20 protein-coding genes and 1 pseudogene are annotated in these 20,506 nt (G+C 63.9%); 8 read left to right on the plus strand and 13 right to left on the minus strand.

Translation table 11 applies throughout. The features are described 5' to 3' along the window. Positions 1-63 precede the first annotated feature (63 nt). The 4 genes from K369_RS10195 to xth all read left to right on the plus strand — a co-directional run bounded on the left by K369_RS10195 (position 64) and on the right by xth (position 4,640). A complete protein-coding gene (locus K369_RS10195) occupies positions 64-1,161 on the plus strand; it encodes a helix-turn-helix transcriptional regulator (RefSeq protein ID WP_036290867.1) in 1,098 nt (365 codons plus the stop codon). Positions 1,162-1,202: 41 nt separating this feature from the next. Then, on the plus strand, positions 1,203-2,564 hold the full coding sequence (locus tag K369_RS10200) for a WYL domain-containing protein (protein WP_036290870.1): 1,362 nt from the start codon (positions 1,203-1,205) through the stop codon (positions 2,562-2,564). A gap of 153 nt (positions 2,565-2,717) precedes the next feature. Then, on the plus strand, positions 2,718-3,797 hold the full coding sequence (locus K369_RS10205; RefSeq protein ID WP_036290873.1) for a YcjF family protein: 1,080 nt from the start codon (positions 2,718-2,720) through the stop codon (positions 3,795-3,797). Between the two features lie 42 nt (positions 3,798-3,839). After that, positions 3,840-4,640, plus strand: coding sequence for an exodeoxyribonuclease III (gene xth, locus K369_RS10210; RefSeq protein WP_036290876.1), 801 nt, complete (start codon positions 3,840-3,842; stop codon positions 4,638-4,640). A gap of 25 nt (positions 4,641-4,665) precedes the next feature. On the opposite strand, the pseudogene K369_RS10215 reads toward xth, so the two are convergent. The 3 genes and pseudogenes from K369_RS10215 to K369_RS10225 all read right to left on the minus strand — a co-directional run. Then, a pseudogene (locus tag K369_RS10215) lies at positions 4,666-5,181 on the minus strand (IS630 family transposase); the annotation flags it as partial. Next, positions 5,157-5,729 (minus strand): winged helix-turn-helix domain-containing protein, encoded by a 573-nt coding sequence (locus tag K369_RS10220; protein ID WP_051949199.1) that lies wholly within the window; start codon positions 5,727-5,729, stop codon positions 5,157-5,159. The gene K369_RS10220 and the pseudogene K369_RS10215, both read right to left, overlap by 25 nt. Before the next feature lie 90 nt (positions 5,730-5,819). Further along, positions 5,820-6,344, minus strand: coding sequence for a hypothetical protein (locus K369_RS10225; protein ID WP_036290881.1), 525 nt, complete (start codon positions 6,342-6,344; stop codon positions 5,820-5,822). Positions 6,345-6,688: 344 nt separating this feature from the next. On the opposite strand from K369_RS10225, the gene K369_RS10230 reads away from it, so the two are divergent. Both K369_RS10230 and K369_RS10235 read left to right on the plus strand, forming a co-directional pair. After that, entirely contained in the window at positions 6,689-7,327 is a 639-nt protein-coding gene (locus K369_RS10230) for a hypothetical protein (protein ID WP_036290884.1), read from the plus strand. A 185-nt stretch (positions 7,328-7,512) separates the two neighbouring features. Further along, positions 7,513-8,112 (plus strand): superoxide dismutase, encoded by a 600-nt coding sequence (locus K369_RS10235; protein ID WP_036290886.1) that lies wholly within the window; start codon positions 7,513-7,515, stop codon positions 8,110-8,112. Positions 8,113-8,227: 115 nt separating this feature from the next. Here K369_RS10235 and K369_RS10240 read toward each other — a convergent pair whose 3' ends face one another. The 3 genes from K369_RS10240 to K369_RS10250 form a co-directional block, all read right to left on the minus strand. After that, positions 8,228-9,070 carry a DUF4339 domain-containing protein gene (locus tag K369_RS10240; protein WP_036290889.1) on the minus strand — a complete coding sequence of 281 codons (843 nt, stop codon included), beginning with the start codon at positions 9,068-9,070 and terminating at the stop codon, positions 8,228-8,230. Positions 9,071-9,124: 54 nt separating this feature from the next. Next, positions 9,125-9,361 carry a DUF1640 domain-containing protein gene (locus tag K369_RS10245; protein ID WP_036290892.1) on the minus strand — a complete coding sequence of 79 codons (237 nt, stop codon included), beginning with the start codon at positions 9,359-9,361 and terminating at the stop codon, positions 9,125-9,127. A 161-nt stretch (positions 9,362-9,522) separates the two neighbouring features. Beyond that, entirely contained in the window at positions 9,523-10,725 is a 1,203-nt protein-coding gene (locus tag K369_RS10250) for a pyridoxal phosphate-dependent aminotransferase (protein ID WP_036290893.1), read from the minus strand. Between the two features lie 176 nt (positions 10,726-10,901). Here K369_RS10250 and K369_RS10255 point away from each other — a divergent pair, with 176 nt between their 5' ends. Further along, positions 10,902-12,137, plus strand: coding sequence for a glycosyltransferase family 87 protein (locus tag K369_RS10255; protein WP_036290895.1), 1,236 nt, complete (start codon positions 10,902-10,904; stop codon positions 12,135-12,137). A 156-nt stretch (positions 12,138-12,293) separates the two neighbouring features. Then, positions 12,294-12,539: a hypothetical protein gene (locus tag K369_RS10260; RefSeq protein ID WP_036290897.1), complete on the plus strand. Its 246-nt coding sequence runs from the start codon at positions 12,294-12,296 to the stop codon at positions 12,537-12,539. Positions 12,540-12,587: 48 nt separating this feature from the next. Here the strand turns inward: K369_RS10260 and K369_RS10265 are convergent, their stop codons facing one another. From K369_RS10265 to amoC, 7 genes are all read right to left on the minus strand, one after another. Beyond that, entirely contained in the window at positions 12,588-13,190 is a 603-nt protein-coding gene (locus K369_RS10265) for a copper chaperone PCu(A)C (protein ID WP_036290899.1), read from the minus strand. 126 nt (positions 13,191-13,316) lie between these two features. After that, positions 13,317-15,260, minus strand: a complete 1,944-nt coding sequence (locus K369_RS10270; protein ID WP_036290903.1) for a c-type cytochrome — start codon at positions 15,258-15,260, stop codon at positions 13,317-13,319. A gap of 91 nt (positions 15,261-15,351) precedes the next feature. Next, positions 15,352-15,717 (minus strand): copper resistance CopC family protein, encoded by a 366-nt coding sequence (locus K369_RS10275; RefSeq protein WP_036290905.1) that lies wholly within the window; start codon positions 15,715-15,717, stop codon positions 15,352-15,354. A 77-nt stretch (positions 15,718-15,794) separates the two neighbouring features. Beyond that, on the minus strand, positions 15,795-16,409 hold the full coding sequence (locus K369_RS10280; RefSeq protein ID WP_036290907.1) for a hypothetical protein: 615 nt from the start codon (positions 16,407-16,409) through the stop codon (positions 15,795-15,797). 395 nt (positions 16,410-16,804) lie between these two features. Then, on the minus strand, positions 16,805-18,100 hold the full coding sequence (amoB, locus tag K369_RS10285) for a bacterial ammonia monooxygenase, subunit AmoB (RefSeq protein ID WP_036290909.1): 1,296 nt from the start codon (positions 18,098-18,100) through the stop codon (positions 16,805-16,807). A 157-nt stretch (positions 18,101-18,257) separates the two neighbouring features. After that, entirely contained in the window at positions 18,258-19,016 is a 759-nt protein-coding gene (gene amoA / locus K369_RS10290) for a bacterial ammonia monooxygenase, subunit AmoA (RefSeq protein ID WP_018265152.1), read from the minus strand. Between the two features lie 257 nt (positions 19,017-19,273). Further along, positions 19,274-20,044 carry a bacterial ammonia monooxygenase, subunit AmoC gene (gene amoC, locus K369_RS10295; RefSeq protein ID WP_084570631.1) on the minus strand — a complete coding sequence of 257 codons (771 nt, stop codon included), beginning with the start codon at positions 20,042-20,044 and terminating at the stop codon, positions 19,274-19,276. Positions 20,045-20,506: the final 462 nt, after the last annotated feature.

Genomic DNA, 20,506 nt, shown 5'->3' on the forward strand with positions numbered 1-20,506 from the left:
GCTGCTTCGACGTCCGCCCAAGCTTGGTTTTCTCATTTCGAAAATTCATATTCGAGCCCGGCCATGATCGATTTCGAAAGCCTCGTCGAGCTCATCTATCGCGCCGCCACCGATCCCGATCTCTGGCCGCGCGCGATGCACGAGCTCGCCGCCTCGGCGGACTCCGCCGGCGGAATCATTCTCACGCGGCGCAGCGACGCCTGGGTCGGCTGGCGACATTCCCCCGCAATGGTTGGCGTCGACGATTATCTGCGGTCGCCGGACGGCGCGCGCAGCCAGGCGCCTGTTCGACTGCTCGCCGCCGACCATGCGGGCTTCCTCGACGCCGAGACCGTGTTCACGCCGGAGGAATGGCTCGCCGATCCAGTGATGACGCATTGGGGAACGCCCAATGGGTTGCGCCACGCGGCCGCCACGGCCATGCCCATGCCCACAGGGGATTTCGTGGTGGTCCATATCAGCCGTAGCGTCGGCCAGCAGGCCTTCGCGGCCGCCGATATCGCGCGTCTCGACGCGTTTCGTCCGCATCTCGCGCGCGCCGGATTTCTGGCGGCGCGCTGGCGGCTCGAGCGGCTGCGCGCCGCCACCGAGGCGCTCGCGCTGATCGGCCTCCCGGCCGCCGCTCTCGACGCGCGCGGCCGCGCCCTGGCCGCCAATTCGCTCATCGAGACGATGACGCCCCATGTCCTTTGGCTGCCGGACGACCGCGTCGCGCTCTCCGATTCCGCCGCCAATGGCATGCTGCGGCGCGCGCTCGCCGATGTGTCGAGCCTCGCGGCGACGACGGCGCGCTCCTTTCCGGCCCGCGGCCGCGACGGCGACGCCGCCGTTGTCCATCTCATTCCGATGGCGGGCGAATCGCGCGATCTCTTCGACGGCGGCTGCGCGCTTCTGGTGGTCGCGCCCGTCGCGCTCCAACATGCGCCCGACGCCGCGGTGATCCGCGGCCTGTTCGATCTCACCGCCGCCGAGGCTTGCGTCGCCAGCGGAATCGTCTCGGGCCTGTCGCTGGAACAGATCGCCCGTCGTCAAGGCACCACGCCCGCGACCGTTCGCAGCCAGCTCAAGAGCGTCTTCGCCAAGACCGGCGTCGGCCGGCAGTCCAGCCTCGTCGCTCTGCTGGCGAGCCAGCTCAAGCCGCCCTATCAGCGGAAAGAATAGAGCCGCGATCCGCTCTGCGTCCCGTGCTAGCTTCCCGCCCCATGTCGCGCGCCGGCCGCCTCTTCGAACTCTTGCAGCTCCTGCGCGGGCGCCGACGCCCGGTCAGCGGCGCCGAGCTCGCGCGCGCCGCCGGCGTCTCCTTGCGCACGCTCTATCGCGACATCGCCGCGCTGCAGGCCATGGGCGCGGAGATCGAGGGCGAGCCCGGCGTCGGCTATGTCCTGCGGCCCGGCTTTCTGCTGCCGCCGCTGATGTTCTCGGAGGAAGAGATCGAGGCGCTGGAGCTCGGCGCCAAATGGGTGGCGCAGCGCACCGACGACGGACTGTCCCGCGCCGCGCAGAGCGCGATGGCGAAAATTTCCGCCGTGCTCCCGCAAGGGCGGTCGCGCGCGTCGGACGATGCGCTGATCGTCGGCCCGCCTTGGTCGCGCGCGCATGTCGCCGAGCTGAAGCTGCTGCGCCGCGCGCTGCGCGAGGAGCGCAAGCTCGCCATCTCCTACGCCGATGGCAAAGGCGCGCGCACGAGGCGCGTCGTCTGGCCGGTGGCGCTCGGCTTTTTCGAATCGGCCCGCGTGCTCGTCGCCTGGTGCGAGCTGAGAGGCGATTTTCGCCATTTCCGCGCGGATCGCATAGAGGCGGCGGAAATGCTGGAGGAGCGCCCGCCGCGCCGACGCCAGACGCTGCAAAAGGAGTGGCGGCGCTCCATGCTGACAGAATCTGACAGCATGACGGCTTATGGACGTGTCGCGTCCTCGACCACAAAAGGAAATTCCATGTCCGAGATCGTCTTCTACACCAATCCGCAATCGCGCGGCATGATCGTGCATTGGCTGCTCGAGGAGATCGGCGCGCCCTATTCCATCGAGATCGAGGAATTTAGGACCACGATCAAATCGCCCGAGTTCCTCGCCATCAATCCGATGGGCAAGGTGCCGGCGATCCGCCACGGCGACAAGGTGGTGACGGAGGCGGCGGCCATTTGCGCCTATCTCGCCGACGCTTTTCCCCAAGCCGGCCTCGCGCCGCCGACGGCCGAGCGCAGCGCCTATTATCGCTGGCTGTTCTTCGCCGCCGGCTGCGTGGAGCCGGCGATGAGCAATCATTCCGTCGGCTGGGACCCGGCCGCGGACCGGCAGCAGAGCTTCGGCTACGGCTCCTACGCCGCCGTGCTGGACACTCTGGCGAAAGCGCTGGCGGGACGGCGCTATATCGCCGGCGACGCCTTCAGCGCGGCCGATGTCTATCTCGGCTCGATGATCGGCTTCGGCATGCGCTTCGGCGTGCTGGAGAAGCGGCCGGAATTCGAGGCCTATTGGGCAGGCCTCGAGAATCGCCCGGCGAGGCTGCGCGCGCTCGAGCAGAACGAGAAGCTCGCTGCGCGGCAGGCCTGGGCTCCCGCCTGAGACCTCCCGCCTCTGCGGACGGCCGGCGGGGCGAGACGCCCCGCCTCCGATGATTTCTGTCGAGAGCTGCGCGCGGGCGGCAATTTTTACGGGCGGAGCCGCCCCCCATGCGCTAGAAAGCTGCGGGGCGAAAGCGCCATCGAAGCGACAGAGATGACGGAACCAGAACGCAGACCGCGCCCGCGCGCCTTCCGCCTCGACGGCGAGCAGATCGTTCCCCCCAAGAGCGCGAAGCCGCTGGAGGCGGAGCGAGTCCAGCCCAGCGTCTTCGAGGCGCAGATCGACGTCTTCGCGCTCGAGGCCGAGGCGGCGCCGCGCGGTTTCGTCGAGGAGGAGAAGGCGATCGAGGCCGCGCAGAAGCGCGGCGTGCTGCGCAGCATGCTGGTCTCCTGGGGCGGATTGTTCGTCTCCGCCGTGGCCGGGCTGCTGTCGCTGGCCGGCTGCATGTGGCTCACCAATCTGGTCGAGGACCTTTTCGCGCATTCGGCGCTGCTCGGAACCGCCGGGCTCGCGCTCGCCGGCCTGGCGCTCGTCGCCGCGGCGGCGATGCTGGCCAAGGAGATCGCCGCCATCGCGCGGCAGAATCGCATCGCCAAGCTGCATATCGCCCTCGCCGAGGCGCGGTTTCGCGACGACATCAAAGCCGCGCGCGAGCATGTGAAGGAGCTGTGCAAGCTCTATGAGGATCGCCCCGAGACCGGCCGCGCGCGGGCGCTGGTGCTGGAGTTCTCGCAGCAGATCATCGATGGGCGCGATCTCGTCGATCTCGCCGAGCGCCATATCGCGCATCCGCTGGACGCGCAGGCGCGGCGCGAGATCGCCGACGCCTCCAAGCGCGTCTCCATCGTCACCACGGTCAGCCCGCGCGCTCTGCTCGACGTTCTGTTCGTCGCCGCGCAGGCGATTAGGCTGATGCGCCGCATCGCGGAAATCTATGGCGGCCGGCCGGGAATGCTGGGCTTTTTCAAGCTCGCGCGCTCGGTCGGCGCGCATCTCGCCATCACCGGCGGGCTCGCCATCGGCGATTCCCTTCTGCAGCAGGTCGTCGGCCATGGCATCGCCGCGAAGCTATCCGCCAAGCTCGGCGAGGGCGTGCTCAACGGCCTATTGACCGCGCGCGTCGGCCTCTCGGCCATGGCGGTCTGCCGGCCCATGCCCTTCAGCGCCGAAAAGGCTCCCGGCGTCGCCGATGTGGCGCCTTTCTTGTTCGGCGACCGTGGCGGCGGCGGCTGACGATATGGCGGCGCGGATTTTCCCTCTCGAGAAGACAAACGGATGAAGATCACCACCTGGAACATCAATTCCGTGCGCCTGCGCATGCCGATCGTCGCGCAATTCTTGAAGGAGCACGCGCCGGACGTCATCTGCCTGCAGGAGACCAAGTGCCGCAACGCCGAATTTCCCTATTCGGATTTTCGCGCGCTCGGCTATGAGCATTTCGCCATCAATGGCCAGAAGGGCTATCACGGCGTCGCCATCGTCTCGAAGCAGCCGCTGGAGCTGCTGGAGACGCGCGATTTCTGCGAGAAAGGCGACGCCCGCCATGTGTCGGTCGGCGTCCCCAATGGCGGAACGCCGGTCACGATCCATAATTTCTACGTGCCGGCCGGCGGCGACGAGCCCAATCGCGAGATCAATCCGAAATTCGCCCATAAGCTCGATTTTCTGGACGAGATGGCGGAATGGATTCAGCGCGACCGCGTGACCGAGGGCCGCGTGGTGCTGGTCGGCGACCTCAATATCGCGCCGCTGGAGCAGGACGTCTGGAGCCATAAGGCGCTGCTCCAAGTGGTGAGCCACACGGCGATCGAGGTGGAGAAGCTCGGCCGCGTCATCGACGCGGGACGCTGGATCGACGCGATGCGCCGCTTCGTGCCCAAGGAGGAGAAGCTCTATACGTGGTGGAGCTATCGCGCCTCGGATTGGGAGAAATCCGACCGCGGCCGCCGGCTCGATCATATTTGGGCGAGCGAGGCGCTCTCCGAGACGCTGCAGCAGATGCATGTGCTGCGCGAGGCGCGCAATTGGACGCGCCCCTCGGACCATGTGCCGGTGACGATCTCGCTGGCGGTCTGAAACGAGTCATACGGTTTCCGGCTGATTACTTCGGCTTGGCGATTTTCGGCCACCAATGGAAGCCGGCGCGGCTTTTGATGATGTCGCGCTCGCACGTGAGCGCGGCGCATCTTTCGCTGATGATCGCGTCGAGTTCCTCTATCGTTCCGACGTGCTTGTTGACGATGGGCTCGTCGACGAGAGCCCATAAGGTCTCGGCGGGTTGCAGCTCCGGCGTATAGGGCGGCAGAAAAACCAGTCGCACGCCATCCGGCACGCTCAGACCGGCCTCGCCGTGCCAGCCGGCGTTGTCGATGACGAGCACGATCGTGCGATCGACGCCGGCCTTGGCTTCACGCGCGAATGTCTCGAGCAGCGCTGCGAAAAACGGCTTCGAGACGCCGTCGTGCATATACCAGAAGGTCTCGCCGCTCGCCGGCGAGACGAAGGCGGTCACGTAGAGCCAGTCGAAGCGATGATGGCCATGCGCGATCGGTCGCTCGCCGACCGGCGCCCAGACGCGCCGCGTGACCGGTTTCAGGCCGAGCCTGTGCTCGTCGCTGGCGAAGACATCGACCGATCGCTCCGGATGCTTCGCGGCTTCCTCCGCGACGGCCTCTTCGAGGTTTTTTTAAACGCCGCCGCCTCCTCGGGCGAAGCCGACTTCGGATTTTTGGGGCGTGGAGCCTGGATCGACATGCCGCAGGCTTTCAGCGCTTCCCAGCCGCGCTGAACCGCAACTTTCTCCAGTCCCAATTCGCGCGCGAGAAAAGCCGCGACTTTCGCGCTCGTCCACAAGCCTCCGTCGTCGGGCGGCTCCTTGAGCCGAACGCGCAGCTCGTCGAGCAGATCGGGCTTCAACACCGTCGCCGTCGAGCCGTTGCCCCGGCGTAAATCGCCGAGAGCCTCCGGCCCTTCTGCGTTGTAGCGCGCCGCGAGCTGCTCGATCCAGCGCTGCGCAAACGACGTCATCTCGGCGACTTCGCCGAGCGTGTGGCCCTTGGCGAGCAGCCAGATGGCATGGAAATGCCGCGCCTCGCGCGCGTTCGAACTCGAAACATACCGTTCACGCAACGCATCGACGCTCAAATGCGCAGCTATCGTCGCCATGACCCGCCTCCAGCGTTCATAGCGACACAGCTTAACTGCTTCGATTCGTCCCGGGAATCCCCTCGCCGAGTCAATCAGCCGGAAACCGTATCAGGCGTTGACCTGCGCCCGCAGCTCGGAGAGCGAGGCGAAGCGCCGCACGCGGCCCTCGCCGCGAATCTCGACCGAGCCGTCGGAAAACATCACATAGAGCGCGCCGCCATTCTCATAGCGGTCGACCTCGACAGGCTCCGCCTCGACATAGCGCTTGGGCGCATAGGCTTCGAAGCCCGGCGGCGGCGCCATGGCGGTCGGCGGAGCCGTCTCCGGCGGCTCGATCTCCGGCGCCGGGGCCGGCTGTGATATCACGGGAGCGGGCGCCGGAGCGTCGACGCGCGGCGCCTGCAGAGAGAATGTCGCGAGCGCATGGTCGAGACGCGACAGAGCGGCGGCGATCGCCACAGTCACCACGCCGCCGGAGAGCGCCACCGCGCCCGCGATGAACAGGCTCCAGCCGCGCTCGATCTGGATTTTGTCCCAGCCCTCGAACATGGCCGCGACGCCCCACGCCGCGAGCGCCGCGCCGAGCCCGAAAACGCCCCAACGCGTCAGCCGAAAGAACCAGACGCTCCGCATGTTCCGCCTCTTCGATCTCACATGGCGACAAGGATCACGCCGCCGGACGCTTGTTAGCACGCCGGCTCGCGCGCCGCTCCGACGGTTTTCGCGCTGCATTCGGCGCGACAATTCCGGCGCGATTGTGGAGGCGCGCGACGCCCTTCGTCGACCGGCGCCTGCACATAATATTCAAGCCCGTAGAAAACAACATATATGCGTCGTAACGCCACATGGAATTCGACGATATGAATACAAACATCAAAAGTAGAGACAAACGTCTCTCGGACGGAAAGCGGCGACGATCCGCCTAATTCAGGGGAGTCGAAACCATGGATACGCGCTCTTCGAGGCGTAGCTTATTTATGCTCACCTTTCTCCTCGCTTCGGCGATGGCGGGAAATGCCTTCGCTCATGGAGGAGTAAAGCTCGAGCAGGACGAATGCGTGACGACGGTCGGACCGGTGAAAGTGCATTTCATCGGCTATCAGAGAAAGGGCGAGCCGGAGGAATTCTGCGACGACATCGCCCAGACAGGTCCGACGGTGATCGCGCTGACCGCCATAGAATTGGGTCGTCAGCCCGATTCCTACATGGCGCAGAATCAGGCGCCGTCTTCCGCGCCGCCCGCCCCGGCCGTGGATGTGCGCGACATCGCCATCGGCGTGCGCATCGTCAGGGAGGGCGGCGAAGGAGCCGATAGAGAGGCGGCGACGCAATTCTACGCGCCGCCGAAGATTCACAACAACTCGACCATGACCTTCGAGCACGACTTCAAGGAGGCGGGAAATTATGTGGCCATCATCACCGTCGCCGATCGCGACGGGCATGAATGGAGCTCGCGCTTTCCCTTCCGCGTCGGCGTGCTCAGCCTGTGGAACACGATCGAATATGTTCTCTATGGGATCGGCTTCCTCGGGCTTTCCGCCGGCCTGTGGCTGATCGCCTGGCGACGACGGCCGACGGAGCCAGCGCACGGCGCCGCGCTGCACCAGGCCGAATAGCAGGCTTCCCGCCCGCCCGATCCGATCGGGCGGGTTTTTTCGCGCCCGGAATGCGCTTGTCGTCCGAGCTTTGCACGAAAATTGTTAGACTGCGGCCGTGCGAGATTGCTTGGAGCCCTGCCGGGTTCTAGGTAGAGGCGAGCGGAGAATGCTGCGCTCGCGAACCCCAGTCAGGAGCAAGGATTATGACCTTCACCCTTCCCGACCTTCCCTACGCTTATGATGCGCTGCAGCCTTATTTGTCGAAGGAATCCTTCGAGTATCACCACGACAAGCATCATGCGACCTATGTCACCAACGCCAATAATCTGATCAAAGGCACCGAGTTCGAGGGCAAGCCGATCGAGGAGATCATTGTCGCCTCCTACGGCAAGAACGTGCCGATCTTCAACAATGTGGCGCAGATCTACAACCACTCCGAATATTGGAAGTGGCTGAAGCCCAATGGCGGCGGCGCGATTCCCGCCAAGGTCGAGAAGGCGATCGTCGAGTCCTTCGGCTCGGTCGACAAGTTCAAGGAAGAGTTCCAGACCCAGGGTCTCGGCCAGTTCGGCTCGGGCTGGGTGTGGCTCGAGATCAAGGACGGCAAGCTCGCCGTGCGCAAGACCCCGAACGCCGAGAACCCGCTGGTGTTCGGCGCCAAGCCGCTGCTGGTCGCCGATGTGTGGGAGCACGCCTATTACATCGACTACCGCAATCGTCGCGCCGACTTCCTCAAGGCCTTCCTCGAGCATCTCGTGAATTGGGAATATGTCGAGGAGCTCTACGAGGCCGCGACGAAGTAAGACGCCACTTTCTGATTGCCTTGCATACGGCGGTGGCGCGAGGTGCGTCGCCGCCGTGAACTTCTATTTTGGGCTGGAATCAATCAGTCGCGCTCATTCGAAGCTCAAAATAACTTTAACGGCACGCGAAGGCCGCCGCCTCGACGCGTTGCTTGAGATCGGCGAGCGCGCTCGCATCCGGTGCCGCCCCCAATTGCTTATAGGTCGTAAGATCCGCTATCTTCTCGCTTACGCATGCGCAATACCTTTCAATCTCGCCTTGGAAGACATTATGGCCGAGCGCACGTTGTTTTTGAACGCATGAATGTATCATGTCTGTTATCACTGCTTTTCGAGCTTCGCCAGAGATGATCGCATTACGAGAAAATAAAACCTCTCCATAGATCAATAGAAGCCCCATAATCGACCCGAGCGAGCCCAGGAATGTAATGGCTCCTCGAAATGCATTCGCTCTCGATTTCGCCTCGCGCCTTTTCAAAATATTCCGGACAACTGCTATCCAAACGAAAATCAGCGGCGCAGCGAGGATTTGGCCAAGCAAACCGCTGATTGTTGCCGCGCTAGCAGTGTGAGCATAGTTGGCAAGTTCAAAACCTCGCCCGTTGAGAATCTGAAATAACAGCATGAGCGCGCTGACGAAAAGGCCAATGTTTGCGCTCTTCCATAAGCTCCAACCTTCGCTGGCTGAAGGGACCGTAGCTATATCTTGGCCATAGTTCTGATCGGGAAGGTGCGACTGAAGCGAGCTTTCTATTGCTTCCAAGGATGTTCTTTTTGGCGGTTGCCAGAACTCGCTAACGTCTCTGGCTGGCCTCCAGTCAGGGAAGCCCGTGCGCCAGATCAGAGCGTTCCCAGTGAGCTGATCATTTCTGAAATATTCGAGAACCTGAGCCTTCGTCAGTGGGCCATATTCTTTATTGTCAATTATCACATGCCAAACCGCTTCCTGGTCGGCCATTGATGCCTCCGCTACGAAGGGAGCTTTCGCTCAAGAATTATGGCGCCGCTCGTCTCAATGCGCGCCGACAAAATACCGCATCGCCGCGAGAAGAACGCCCGTCGCAACGATCGTCAACCCGCCGAGCTTGACCGTCATGCGCAGTTCGAGCTCGCGCAAATCGGCTTTTGTCGCGAGTTCCTGACTCGTCGCCTCGGCGAAGGCTTCGGCCGCCGCTTTCGCCTGCTCATGCGTAAAGCCACCCGCCTCGAGCTTTTCGACGAATTTCAGCGTGTCGAATGCGATGCTCACCGTTACAGCTCCTAATGGCGGAAAAGGTCTCTTTTCCAAGATAGCGTGGACCACGCCGCTTTGCGAGACGCCATCATCGCGAGAGCGTAACGACGAAACAATTCAGAGCCGTGAGCTTGGCTCTGAATTGCTTCGCTGCGCTCAAAAATGACGCCTACAATTCAGGTGAGGCTCGCGCAGAACCTCTGAATCTTCGTGCAGGCGTCCTCCAGCGTCGCATTGGACGCCGCATAGGACACGCGGAAATTCGGTCCCGTGCCGAAGGCCGAGCCCTGCACCACGGCGACGCCCTCCGCCTCCAAGAGAGCGGTCACGAAATCCACGTCGCTCTCGATCACCTTGCCTTCGGGCGTCTTGCGGCCGATCGCCTCCTTGCAGGAGGGGAAGACGTAGAACGCGCCCTCGGGCGACGGGCATTGCAGATATTTCGCCTGGCCGAGCATGGAGACGACGAGATCGCGCCGCTCCTGGAACGCCTTGCGGAACACGGCGAGATGGTCTTGCGGACCTTCCAGCGCCGCGAGCGCCGCCCATTGCGCGATGGAGCAGGCGCCCGAGGTCTGCTGGCCCTGCAGCATGTCCATCGCCTTGATGAGCGCGGCCGGGCCGGCGGCGAAGCCGATGCGCCAGCCGGTCATCGCATAGGCTTTGGAGACGCCGTTCATCGTCAGCGTGCGGTCGAAGAGGCCTGGCTCCACCTGCGCGACGGTGGCGAATTTGAAATCGCCATAGACGAGATGCTCATAGATGTCGTCGGTGAGAATATGCACCTGCGGATGGCGCAGCAGCACTTCGGCGACCTGTTTCAGCTCGTCATGCGTATAAGCGGCGCCGGACGGGTTGGAGGGCGAGTTCAGCACCAGCCATTTGGTGCGCGGCGTGATGGCGCGCTCGAGGTCCGCCGCCTGCAGCTTGAAGCCATGCTCCATCGTCGTGTCGACGAAGACGGTGGTTCCACCGCAAATGGCGACCATCTCGGGATAGCTGACCCAATAGGGCGCCGGGACGATCACCTCGTCGCCGGGATTGATCGTCGCCAGAAAGGCGTTGAAGAGAATGTGCTTGCCGCCGGTGGCGACGATCACGTCCGAAGCCTTGTAGTCGAGGCCGTTCTCGCGCTTGAACTTCTTGGCCACGGCCTCGCGCAGCTGCGGAATGCCGAGCACCGGCGGATAGCGCGTCTCGCCGCGGCGGATCGCCTCGACGGCGGCGTCGCAAATATGCGTCGGCGTGTCGAAATCCGGCTCGCCCACCGAGAGCGAGATGACCTCCCTGCCCTGCGCTTTGAGGTCACGCGCCTTCTGCGTCACGGCGATCGTGGCGGAAGGTTTCACGCGTGACAAAGCGTCGGCGATAAAGGCCATTTGGGGAACTCCTCTGGGCATGTGTGCGCTGCACAATCGCAGTCTCGAAGATAGACGCCGCGGCGGCGCCGGGCAATCGAAAATCCGCCTCCGCGCCCGCGTCGAAACGAAGCGATTAACCTCTCCCTTCTAGAGTCGCCCCGCCCCGCTTGCGCCGGGGCCAGGGAGAGCGCGACATGTGGGAGAAGCTGCGCAGCGGCGATTGGCTCGACGCGGAGCGTCTGCGCGTCTATCCGCTCATGCTGCTGCTGCTCTCGGCCGGCTGCATCGCCGCAGTGCTGATGACGGCGCAGGGCCGCTTCGACGCCAATGGCCATCCGCTGGGCACGGATTTCAGCCAAGTGTGGGTCGCCGGCCTCGAGACCTTGCGCGGCCATCCGGAACAGCCCTTCGATCTTGCAAGCCACATCGCCGCGCAACGCGCCGAATTCGGCGCCGACAGCGACGTCTATGGCTGGCACTACCCGCCCTTTTTCCTCGCGCCGGCGGCGGCGCTCGCGCATCTGCCCTATCTCCAGGCGCTCGCCGTCTGGCAGATGGCGACGCTCGCCCTCTATCTCCTCGCCGTGCTCGCGCTGATGCGCGGCTCCGCCGCGCCGCCCTGGCGCGTCGCGCTGCTGGCGCTCGCCTTTCCGGCGACGCTCGTCAATCTCGGCCATGGGCAAAACGGCTTTTTGACCGCGGCCCTGCTCGGCTTCGGCTTTCTGGCTCTGCCGCGCCGCCCGGCGCTCGCCGGCCTCTGCTTCGCGCTGCTCGCCTATAAGCCCCAATTCGCGCTCGCGTTGCCGGTCGCGCTCATCGTCGGCGGGCATTGGCGCGCGCTGGCTTCGGCCGCGGCCTCGCTCCTCGTGATGACCCTCGCCAGCCTCTTCTTCTTCGGGCCGGAGAGCTGGATCGCCTTCGCGCAAAATCTCGACGTCACGCGCGATCTCGTCGTCGAGCGCGGCGCGGCCGGCTTTCCGAAAATCCAGAGCGTCTTCGCAGCGGCGCGCCTGCTCGGCGCCGATATAGCGATGGCCTATGGCGCACAGACTCTGGCCACGGCGACGACTCTCGCCGCGCTCGTCTGGCTGTGGCGCAGCGGCGCCGATTATCGCGCCAAGGCCGCTGGCGCGACCGTCGCGACATTCCTCACCACGCCCTATTGTCTCGACTACGATATGACGGCGCTCGCGCCCGCCTTCGCGCTGCTCGTCTCCTTTGGGCTCGAACGCGGCTTCAGCCCCTATATGAAGAGCGCTCTCGCCGCGGCTTTCATCATTCCTCTCGCGGCGCGCCCCGTCGCGACGGCGGCGTCACTGCCTCTCGGCGCGGTCACGATGGCGGCGTTGTTCGCGATAATTCTCTCAAATTCGCGCGAGGCATGTTTTCGCCACGCAGGCGCCACTGCGTCGCTACGATCGACGGCCTGACGAACACAAAAAGTTCACTTCGAGAAAAAAATCGGCGCCTGCTGCTCGAGACGTGAAACTTTTTGAGCGGCGCCGCCGTTTATTCTTCGCCGAGCGGTCGTGGGAGCGATCGCGACGCGTCGGACGTTCGGGGGAGCGTCCCGGAGAGGGTGCGTCATGTCGTTGGTGGACAAGTTCGAAAACCGTATGGAGCCGGCTTTTACGCATAGCTTCGATCCGGAATCGGCGCGGCGTCAGTTCAGGGTTTCTCTTTTCCTGGTCGCGGCAATGGCGCTCGCCGCCTTTATCCTGGGCTTCGCTCTGCCGCTCAACGCCCCGCGCAGCTCGCCGCCGACGCCCGCCGTCTCCTCCGACGCGAGCGATTTTTCCGGCCGCCTGCTCACTTTGGATTCGGCCGACTGAGCATAGAGAAGCGCGGCCCGGCAATGGCCGAACCGCGCGTCTTCAGGGTCACTTCTTTTGATCGTCCTTGTGATCATGATGATCGTGATCATGATGATCGTGGTGGTGCTCTTCGGCTCCCGGCTTGGCTTCGCCGCCTGCCGGATGAGCCTTTTCCCAGCGCTGCAACGCCTCGGCGTCATGGGCGTGCTTCGCGTCGGGCGCATCGACAGCCGCATCGACCGTGACCTCGCCCGCCTTCTCGAAGACGAGAACGAGCTCGATTCCCCAGCCGACAGGGTTGATCTTCTTGACCTCGGCGAGCACGACATGCGCGCCTTCGGGCGAGAGCGTCGTCGTCTTGTCGGCTGCGATAGCGATGCCGCTTTCCGCGATGGTGTGCTTGGCGTCCGAATGCAGAGTCACCTTGCCGATATTCGGCGACTTCACCGCGATGAGCTTGTCCGCGCCGCCCTTATTGTGGATGAAGGCGTAGAAATAAGCCGTGGTCTCGCCGTCCTTGGGCGCGCGCACCCAGGGATGCTCGATCGTCAGCTTGCCGAGCTCATATTCATGAGCCTGCGCCGCGCGCATCGGAGCCAAAACGCCGCACGCCGCGCCGCCCAATAGAGCGCCGCCAGCCGCCAACAGATCACGCCGCTTGATCATCATGTGCGTTCTCCCTCACTTGCCCGACGAAAGCTCGTCGGCTGCATTCGTCGCTCTTTTCTCGGCGAGGCTCTCACGGCCCCGCTCCGCCGCATCGCGACCAATGCGACGAATTGCGCGTAACTCCGCTCAGTGCTGATGCGGCGAGACATAGACGATCGGCTCCTTCGCGGTCAGCGCGATCTGCGCCTTCAGCAGCGAGAGATTGCCGTCGTCGGTCCCGAAATGGCGGAAGCGGGCTCGAACATAGCCGGAGCGATCGATCAGAAAATGTCCTTCCGGAATCTCATTGATGATCGGCTCGTCGAGATAATGGTTGATAATCGAATAGGTGAGCTCTGTGGCGTCTGGATGGCTCGGCTTCAGCGCGCTCGGATCATTCGGGCATTCGCCGAAATAATCGGCGACATGATGCGCGCCCATCGCCTTCGCCGTCTCGGCGGCGGCTTTCAGGCTCGCGACGCGATCGGCGAAATCAGCGTCCTCCGGCTTGCAGCGCGCGAAGGAGACCAGCGTCGGCACGCCGCGCAGCTTCTCGACGTCGACGAACTCGCCCTTGGGATCATCGAGCGCGAAATTGGGCGCGACCAGCCATTGAATGACACCCTTGGGGCTCAGAAAGCGCGACTGGTTCGAGTTGGACAGAACGGTGAGATAGTTGATGAGATCCCAGCGCTCGTCCTCGCCGATGGCGTCGGCGAAAGGCGGCATGACGCCGCTCTGTCCGCCATAGGTCAGCCAGTGAAAAATATCGCCGAGCGTATGCGTCGCGACATGCGGGGCGGTGAGATCGGCGGGCGGAACCTTGAGACCCTTGGCCATGGGTCCATTGCCTTCGCCGGTCACGCCATGACACGGAATGCAATTGGCCTGGTAAGTCTCGAAGCCGCGCTTCACCGAGGCGGCCGTGTAAGCGATGGGCGGGTCGGTGTAGGTCTCGGGATAGGCCTGCACCGACAGTGAGACCGTGCCGCAGACCGCCGCCGCCAGCGCCAGCGCCGAGGTCGAATATTTTCGCCAATCGCGAAGCTGCGGCCAAGGCGTGAACCCCACGGCCGCGACGAGCGCCGGGGCGAACCAGGCCAGGGCGGCGACGACCGCCAGAGCCGCTCCGGCGACGCCCCATTGCCAAGTGGGATCGATCCAGGGCGTGACCTTTAGGCCCCAGGTGCCGGCCCAGGTCACGCGGAAGGGCAGCGGCCAATAAACGTTGTTCTCATGCGCGGCCGGCGTGATGGTGGCGATCCAGCCGGCGATGAACAAAAGGCCGAGCGCGCATGCGCCCTCGACGCCGCCGATCTTGCCGTACCAGGCGAAATCGAAGCCCTTCTTGGAATCGGCGAGCGTCAGATAGCGCGCGAGCGAAAGGGCGAGCATCAGAGCGGCGCAGAGCAGCGCCAATTTGACCGTGAGCAGCCGACCGTAGGGCGTCGCCAGCATGAAGCCGAAGCTGCCGACCGTCTCCCACGCCAGGATGAGGCCGCTGATCAGCACGATCAGCATCGCGCCCTTGGCGATCATAGACCAGCGCTCGGCGAGACGCCAGGCGACCTCCGGCGGCTTGCCGCGGCCGGTGAACATCCAATAGACGAGGCCGAGCAGGCCGCCGATCCAGGTGAGGCCCGCCAGCGTGTGGAAGGGAAAGCTCAGCTGTGTGTAGATCGGCAGGCTGTCGTCCACCGCATGGCCAGTGACAGACACGACCGCGAGCACGGCGAGCCCGAGCCCGAGCGTCGCGCGATCGAGCCAGACATTGGAGATCCGCAGGCGCGCCAGCGTCGCGACAGTGAAGACCGCCGCGAGAATCTGGGTCGCCACCCAGGCCTTGCCGATCACCGTGCCGGAAATGAACTGCAGCAGCGCGTCGGAATCGACCGGACGGCCCGCCGGGATGATGGCGCGCGCCGTCGCCACGATGAGGCCGAAGCCGAACAGCAGGCGCAGGACCGCGGCGCCCGCGATCACCTTCTTGAAGCGCGCGCCGTCCTCCTCTATGAGGCGCGGCAGCAGCAATAGTCCGACGGCGAGAGCGGAAAGAACGCTCTCCACGAAGCGAAGCGTCGCCAATTCCATTGATTTCGACTTCCGTTACGCTCGCGAGCACGGCGCGGCGCCCCGCCGATCGGCGCCGCCCGAGATTTTTTGAAGCTGCTCTGAGCCAGACTTAGTGAGCGTCCACCGTGAACTCGTATTTCCCCTCGACGATGTGGCCATCCGAGGAGAGAACGCGATATTTCACGACATATTTGCCCGCCGCGAGATCTGGCGCGTCGAGCGTCAGCTCGCGCGGCTTGTCGGGCGCGCCCTTCGCGCCTTCGACGACGGTCTTGCCATTGGCGTCGAGGATCGCGATCGTCGAGTAATTGGGCTCGACGCCGCCGCCGAAACGCAGCTTCACGAGCTTCGGCGAAGCGGCGACGTGATCCTTGGCCGACGGAGAGGCGTCGACCAGAAAGGAATGAGCGAAGGCCGCGCCGGCGCTCATGCATAGAAACGCCGCCACGAGGCCGGCTCCGAACTTCATCTTCATCGTCGCTCCTCCCAAATTATTCGCTTTTTCGTCTCATGATCTGGTCGGTCGGCCGCATCCGTTCAAGACGGCGGCCTTCACGACGACTTCAGCGCATCCGCAGGATCGGCCGCCTTCGGCTTGGTGTGGCTATGGCGCCAATAGGCGCCGACCATCAGCGCGATCAGCACGACGCCGAGCGCCTGCGGCACGAAGGACCAAAGCGTCTGGCCGACCATGAATTTGAACTGCTGGGTCTCTTTCTCGCCATTCGCTCGGGTGAGCGTCACATAGCCGATGAAATGACCCTTTTCGGTGAATTTGTGCTCGAAATTGAAGGTGCCGGTCCTGTAGCGCTTCGGCGGCAGATGAATGATGGTGAGCGGCTCGAGATCCGCATCGGCCGAGATCGGCGTCAGCGGATCGCGAATGATGCGCAGCTCGAGCGGCAGATCGCGAAAATCCGGATTGGCGATATCGAAAGTGAAGATGATCCGGCCGACGATCGGAATATGGTCGCAATATTGATCGCGCGCGCCTTCGGCCTCATAGGCCGTGATGTGGATCATGTCATAGCCGAACATGACCATGCACATATTGTCCATGACCATCGCTTCCGGTCCGTCGCCGCCGGCGCGAGCCGGAGAAGCGGCGAAGGACGCGAAGAACAGCGCAAGCGCCAATAGACAAGGTCTCACGGATCGGACGATCATCGCTTTCCTTCCTCCCGACCACGCGCGCCTCGAGGGTCGCCGCGTCGTCTTTTTTTGCTTCGAGCTTCGAGAGAGCGAGATCGCCTCGCCCTCGCTTGTCCCGATTTTTCTTAGTGCAAAAAGGAATCGATTTGAAATCGCTATTTCGTCGACTTGCCGCGGCGCAGCTCGCTCCTGCGAGATCACCGCCAACGTGAGACTCTATGGATAAATTCTATGCGTGTTCGGGCGCGGACGCGACAATTTCTCCTGCGTCCAAACGCCGCATATATCGCATTCCGATATAACTGCGGCGTTCTTGCTCCGGAACACGAAGCCGCCCCCCCGCTCCGCAAAAAGAAACCGGCCGGGCGCGAGGCCCGGCCGGCGGTATTTTCAGGCTTCAGAGAGCTCGATCAGGGCATGTCGCCGGCGACGAACTTCGGAATGACCGGGCCGCCGATTTCGGTGGCGTAGCGCTTGCCCGACGGGCCGAAGAAGAACAGCAGACCGCCGATCTGGCTGTCCGTGTCATAGGCGAGGTCGGAGAGACGCTCGATGTCCCAACGCGCGTCCTGCACCTTGATCTCGATCGTCTTCGTCTCACCCGGCGCGATCGGCGTCGGATCCGTCGACAGACCACGGTCCGCCAGCAGATAGTCGGGGAACTCCGGCTTCGTCGTGAACACGTCGGGGTTCAGGAAGCGGAGACCCGCCGCCGTATACTCGCCGAGCTTCAGCGGCTCGTCCGTCTTGTTCGTGATCTTCACCTGAACCGTCAGCTCGCGGCCCGGCACCTTGTAGACGCCGCCCTTGAGATCCGCCGTCACGACCTTCGTGCCGACGCCCACAGTGCCTTCCTCGGTGATCGGCGTCAGCGGCTTCTGCAAGCCGGCCTGAAGCGGGATCGTGCGCGGGAAGGTGCTGTTGGTGACAGCGTAGCCGATGATCGTCGCCAGGATCGTCACCGCCAGAACGATAGCGCCGACGCGACGGTCGTCGTCACCGATCTGCTCGTCTTCCTTGCCTTCGCTGACGCGCAGGTAGGAAGCGATGATGCCCTTCTTGAAGAACCAGTAGAGGATCCAGGCCGCAGCCGCGATCATCCACGGGAAGTGCCAAGCGTAGATGCGGTCGATGCCGTAGGTCTCGAGGTCCACGGTCGTGCCGTCCAGCAGCGTGACCGGGTCCTTGAAGTCGGCCATGTCGCCCTTGATCTCGATCCACTGGCCGGGTCCGATGATCGGGCCGCCGCCTTCGACGTTGATCTGCGCATGGACGTGCCAGCGGCCGGCGCGGCGCGCCTTCAGCTCGATCGAGAAGGCGTAATCCTTGCCGACCTCGAGCGAAACCGAACGCGGAGCGAACTGCTCGCCGATGAACTGAGCCGTGCGAACCAGAACCGGGCCGGGCTCGCCGGCGTTCAGGAACGACGACTTCGGGTTCGCCACGGCCTGCGGCCAAGCCGAGAACACGTGCACCTTGCCCGAAAGCACCAGCGACTCGTTGACGTTCAGCGAGGTCTTCGACCACTTCACGTCATACCAGTTCAGCGTGCGCATGCGCAGAAACGCCTGCTGCGACTTCTCGCCGTGCGCCGACGCCGGAGCGACGGAGCCCATCGTCGCAGCGACCGCAGCCGCCATGCCCAGGCCGAAGAGCCGAGCGACGCGTCCCGTCGCCAGCACGGCCATTCTCTCCAACAGTTTCATGGAACAACCTCCCAAGTTTCTCTTCGCGGACCGGCCCGTCGGGCCGATCGTCCGCTGTCGTCCTTGCCGGAGCGGCTCTCCCGGACTCTCTTCTAAGGAGCCCTTCGCAGCCGCCCCTCCTCGCGTGAGGGATCGCGATCCGTCGCCTTGCGGCCGATCAGATCTTGGTGATCACCTTCGTGGTGGAGTACCACTTACCGACGAACCACCACAGGAAGTACACGAGCATCGACACGAAGCCCGAGAAGAACGCGGCCACCGGCACGACGTCCTTACCGAAGGTGCGCAGCGTGCCGCGCTCGACCATGCGGATGTATTCCGGCATCGAGGTGCGGACGAAGTGGAGGCCGATCAGATCAGCCAGAGACATCAGCTGACCATGCTGCTCCGTCGCCTGATGGAAGGCGGCGATCGCCGGCCAGTTGTTCGGGTAGAACAGCAGACCCCAGCCCAGGGCGCCGACCACAGCCGTGATCACATAGGAGCCCGACAGCAGCAGGATGATGTCCAGCCACAGGGCCGGAACGACCAGAGCCGACGGGAACACCAGGCTGATCGGGAAGTAGGTCCAGCCCCAGAAGTTCACATAGCGGTTGATCCACTCGCCGATGAGCAGACCCAGAACCGCGAAGGTCGCGCCGAACGGGAGACGGAAGTTCTCCCACAGGAACGCCTGAGCGGCGGCCGCGAAGGTCACGCCCAGGATCGGGATGACCGTCGGCCACATACGACGGTCTTTCCAGTCGACCCAGAAGTCCCAGTCGCCCGCCGTCAGCATGAAGTGAATATGATAGCCGCCCAGCACTGCCAGAAACAGCAGCGTCAGAATCAGCCAATCGGAGGTCTTAACGCATCCCGCCGCTTCCGCGACAGAATGGAAAGGCCCGATAGCCCCCCCGCTCTTCGATGTAGACATCACTCTTCTCCTTGGTGTCTGTCCGCCCGGCGTCTTCGCGCCGGCGTCTCGAGACCTGCCTCCGGCTCTCTCGCGCCGGATTGTCCTTTGAATGCGTCACCCCGGCGGCCACGCTTCCCGCCCGCTCTCCGAAACCCCGTCCGAGCCGCCGACCGGCGGCCGCTCGGACGAAGCCTCACGTTCCGAGAGCATTCGGAAAATTCATTCGCCGGAGGCGGCCGTCCGCCAGAGCGGGCGGCCGAGAGTTCAGGCCGCTATCAGCCGATCAGCGCCGCAACGCCGTCCTTGCCGAGCAGGCGCTTCACGCCGGCCAGGATCTGCAGGACGACGCCGAACACGCCCAGAGCCATCCAGCCGAAGAACACGAAGCCCCAATGCAGCGGAGCGACGAACAGCTCTTCCATGAACCAGAAGGTGTGGCCCCACTCGTTCAGGCCGACGTTCGGGATGATCATGAACGGGCCGATGGCCACGATCAGGAACGCCAGCGAATAGCCGTGCGCGAAGAACGGAATGCGGGTCTTGGCGTAGAAGAACGAGCCGACGCCGAAGATCGAGTAGATCGGGTAGCTGAGATAGAACTCGATGATGTGCGACGGCGTGAAGTCCGTGTCGCGAATCACCGTCATGTGCCAGGTGCCGTCCTGCTCCGTGAAGAAGCTGGCGCCCCAGTAGATGGCCACCGAGTAGACCGTCAGCCACTGCAGCAGCACGACGTGACGGCGAAGCTCCTCACGCGGAGAAACCGCGTCGACATTGCGGTCGCGGGTCTTCCACAGATAGCCGGCGAGGCCGAGACCGGCGACGAGCTCCAGCGGAATTTCCGTCCACAGCATCGTCAGCCAATACGTCTGGAACTCCGGAGCGAACGAGTCGAGGCCCGCGCGCCAGCCGAAGATCTGCTCATAGATGCGGATGAAGAGGTAGAAAACATTGAGGACGGACACGCCGATCCACAGGCCCTTCAAGTCCACGATGGCATCTGAGCCGGCGGCTGCGCCGGCCGATGTCTCTGTCGTTACGCTCATCTCAATTCCTCCTAAGTGCTCCCAGGGATTCTCGAAGCGATCTCGCCGCGTCCCGCCTCCCTGCTCGGCACGCGCCTTCGTCTCCAACGGTTGATTGTCGCAGCCGCGGCCTCGTGCTCGACGAGCCGCTGTCCCGACCTCCCGCTCTCACCGCCCGACGACCCCTCTCAAAAGGACCCGACGACGGCATTCTTCTTCTTTGCTCGGAGACGAATTTTCTCGAAACCGCCGCGCGAAACGAAAGCCCCAGACCCCCCGGCGCCTCCCAGCGCCAAAACATCCAAAACGCCCTCGTTCGGCGAGCCGCAACCATTTCCGTTCCGCTTCGTAATGACAATATCCAATAGGGTAGGTCAAAATAATCTATAGAATGGTATACAGCACGCTATCAGGCAGTTTATGTGGCGCCGCACTTTCGGGCGCTCCCACCCGCGGCATTTGTCGCAGGCGCCCGATGCCTCA

This window comes from Methylosinus sp. PW1 (assembly GCF_000745215.1).
Taxonomy (GTDB): Bacteria; Pseudomonadota; Alphaproteobacteria; order Rhizobiales; family Beijerinckiaceae; genus Methylosinus.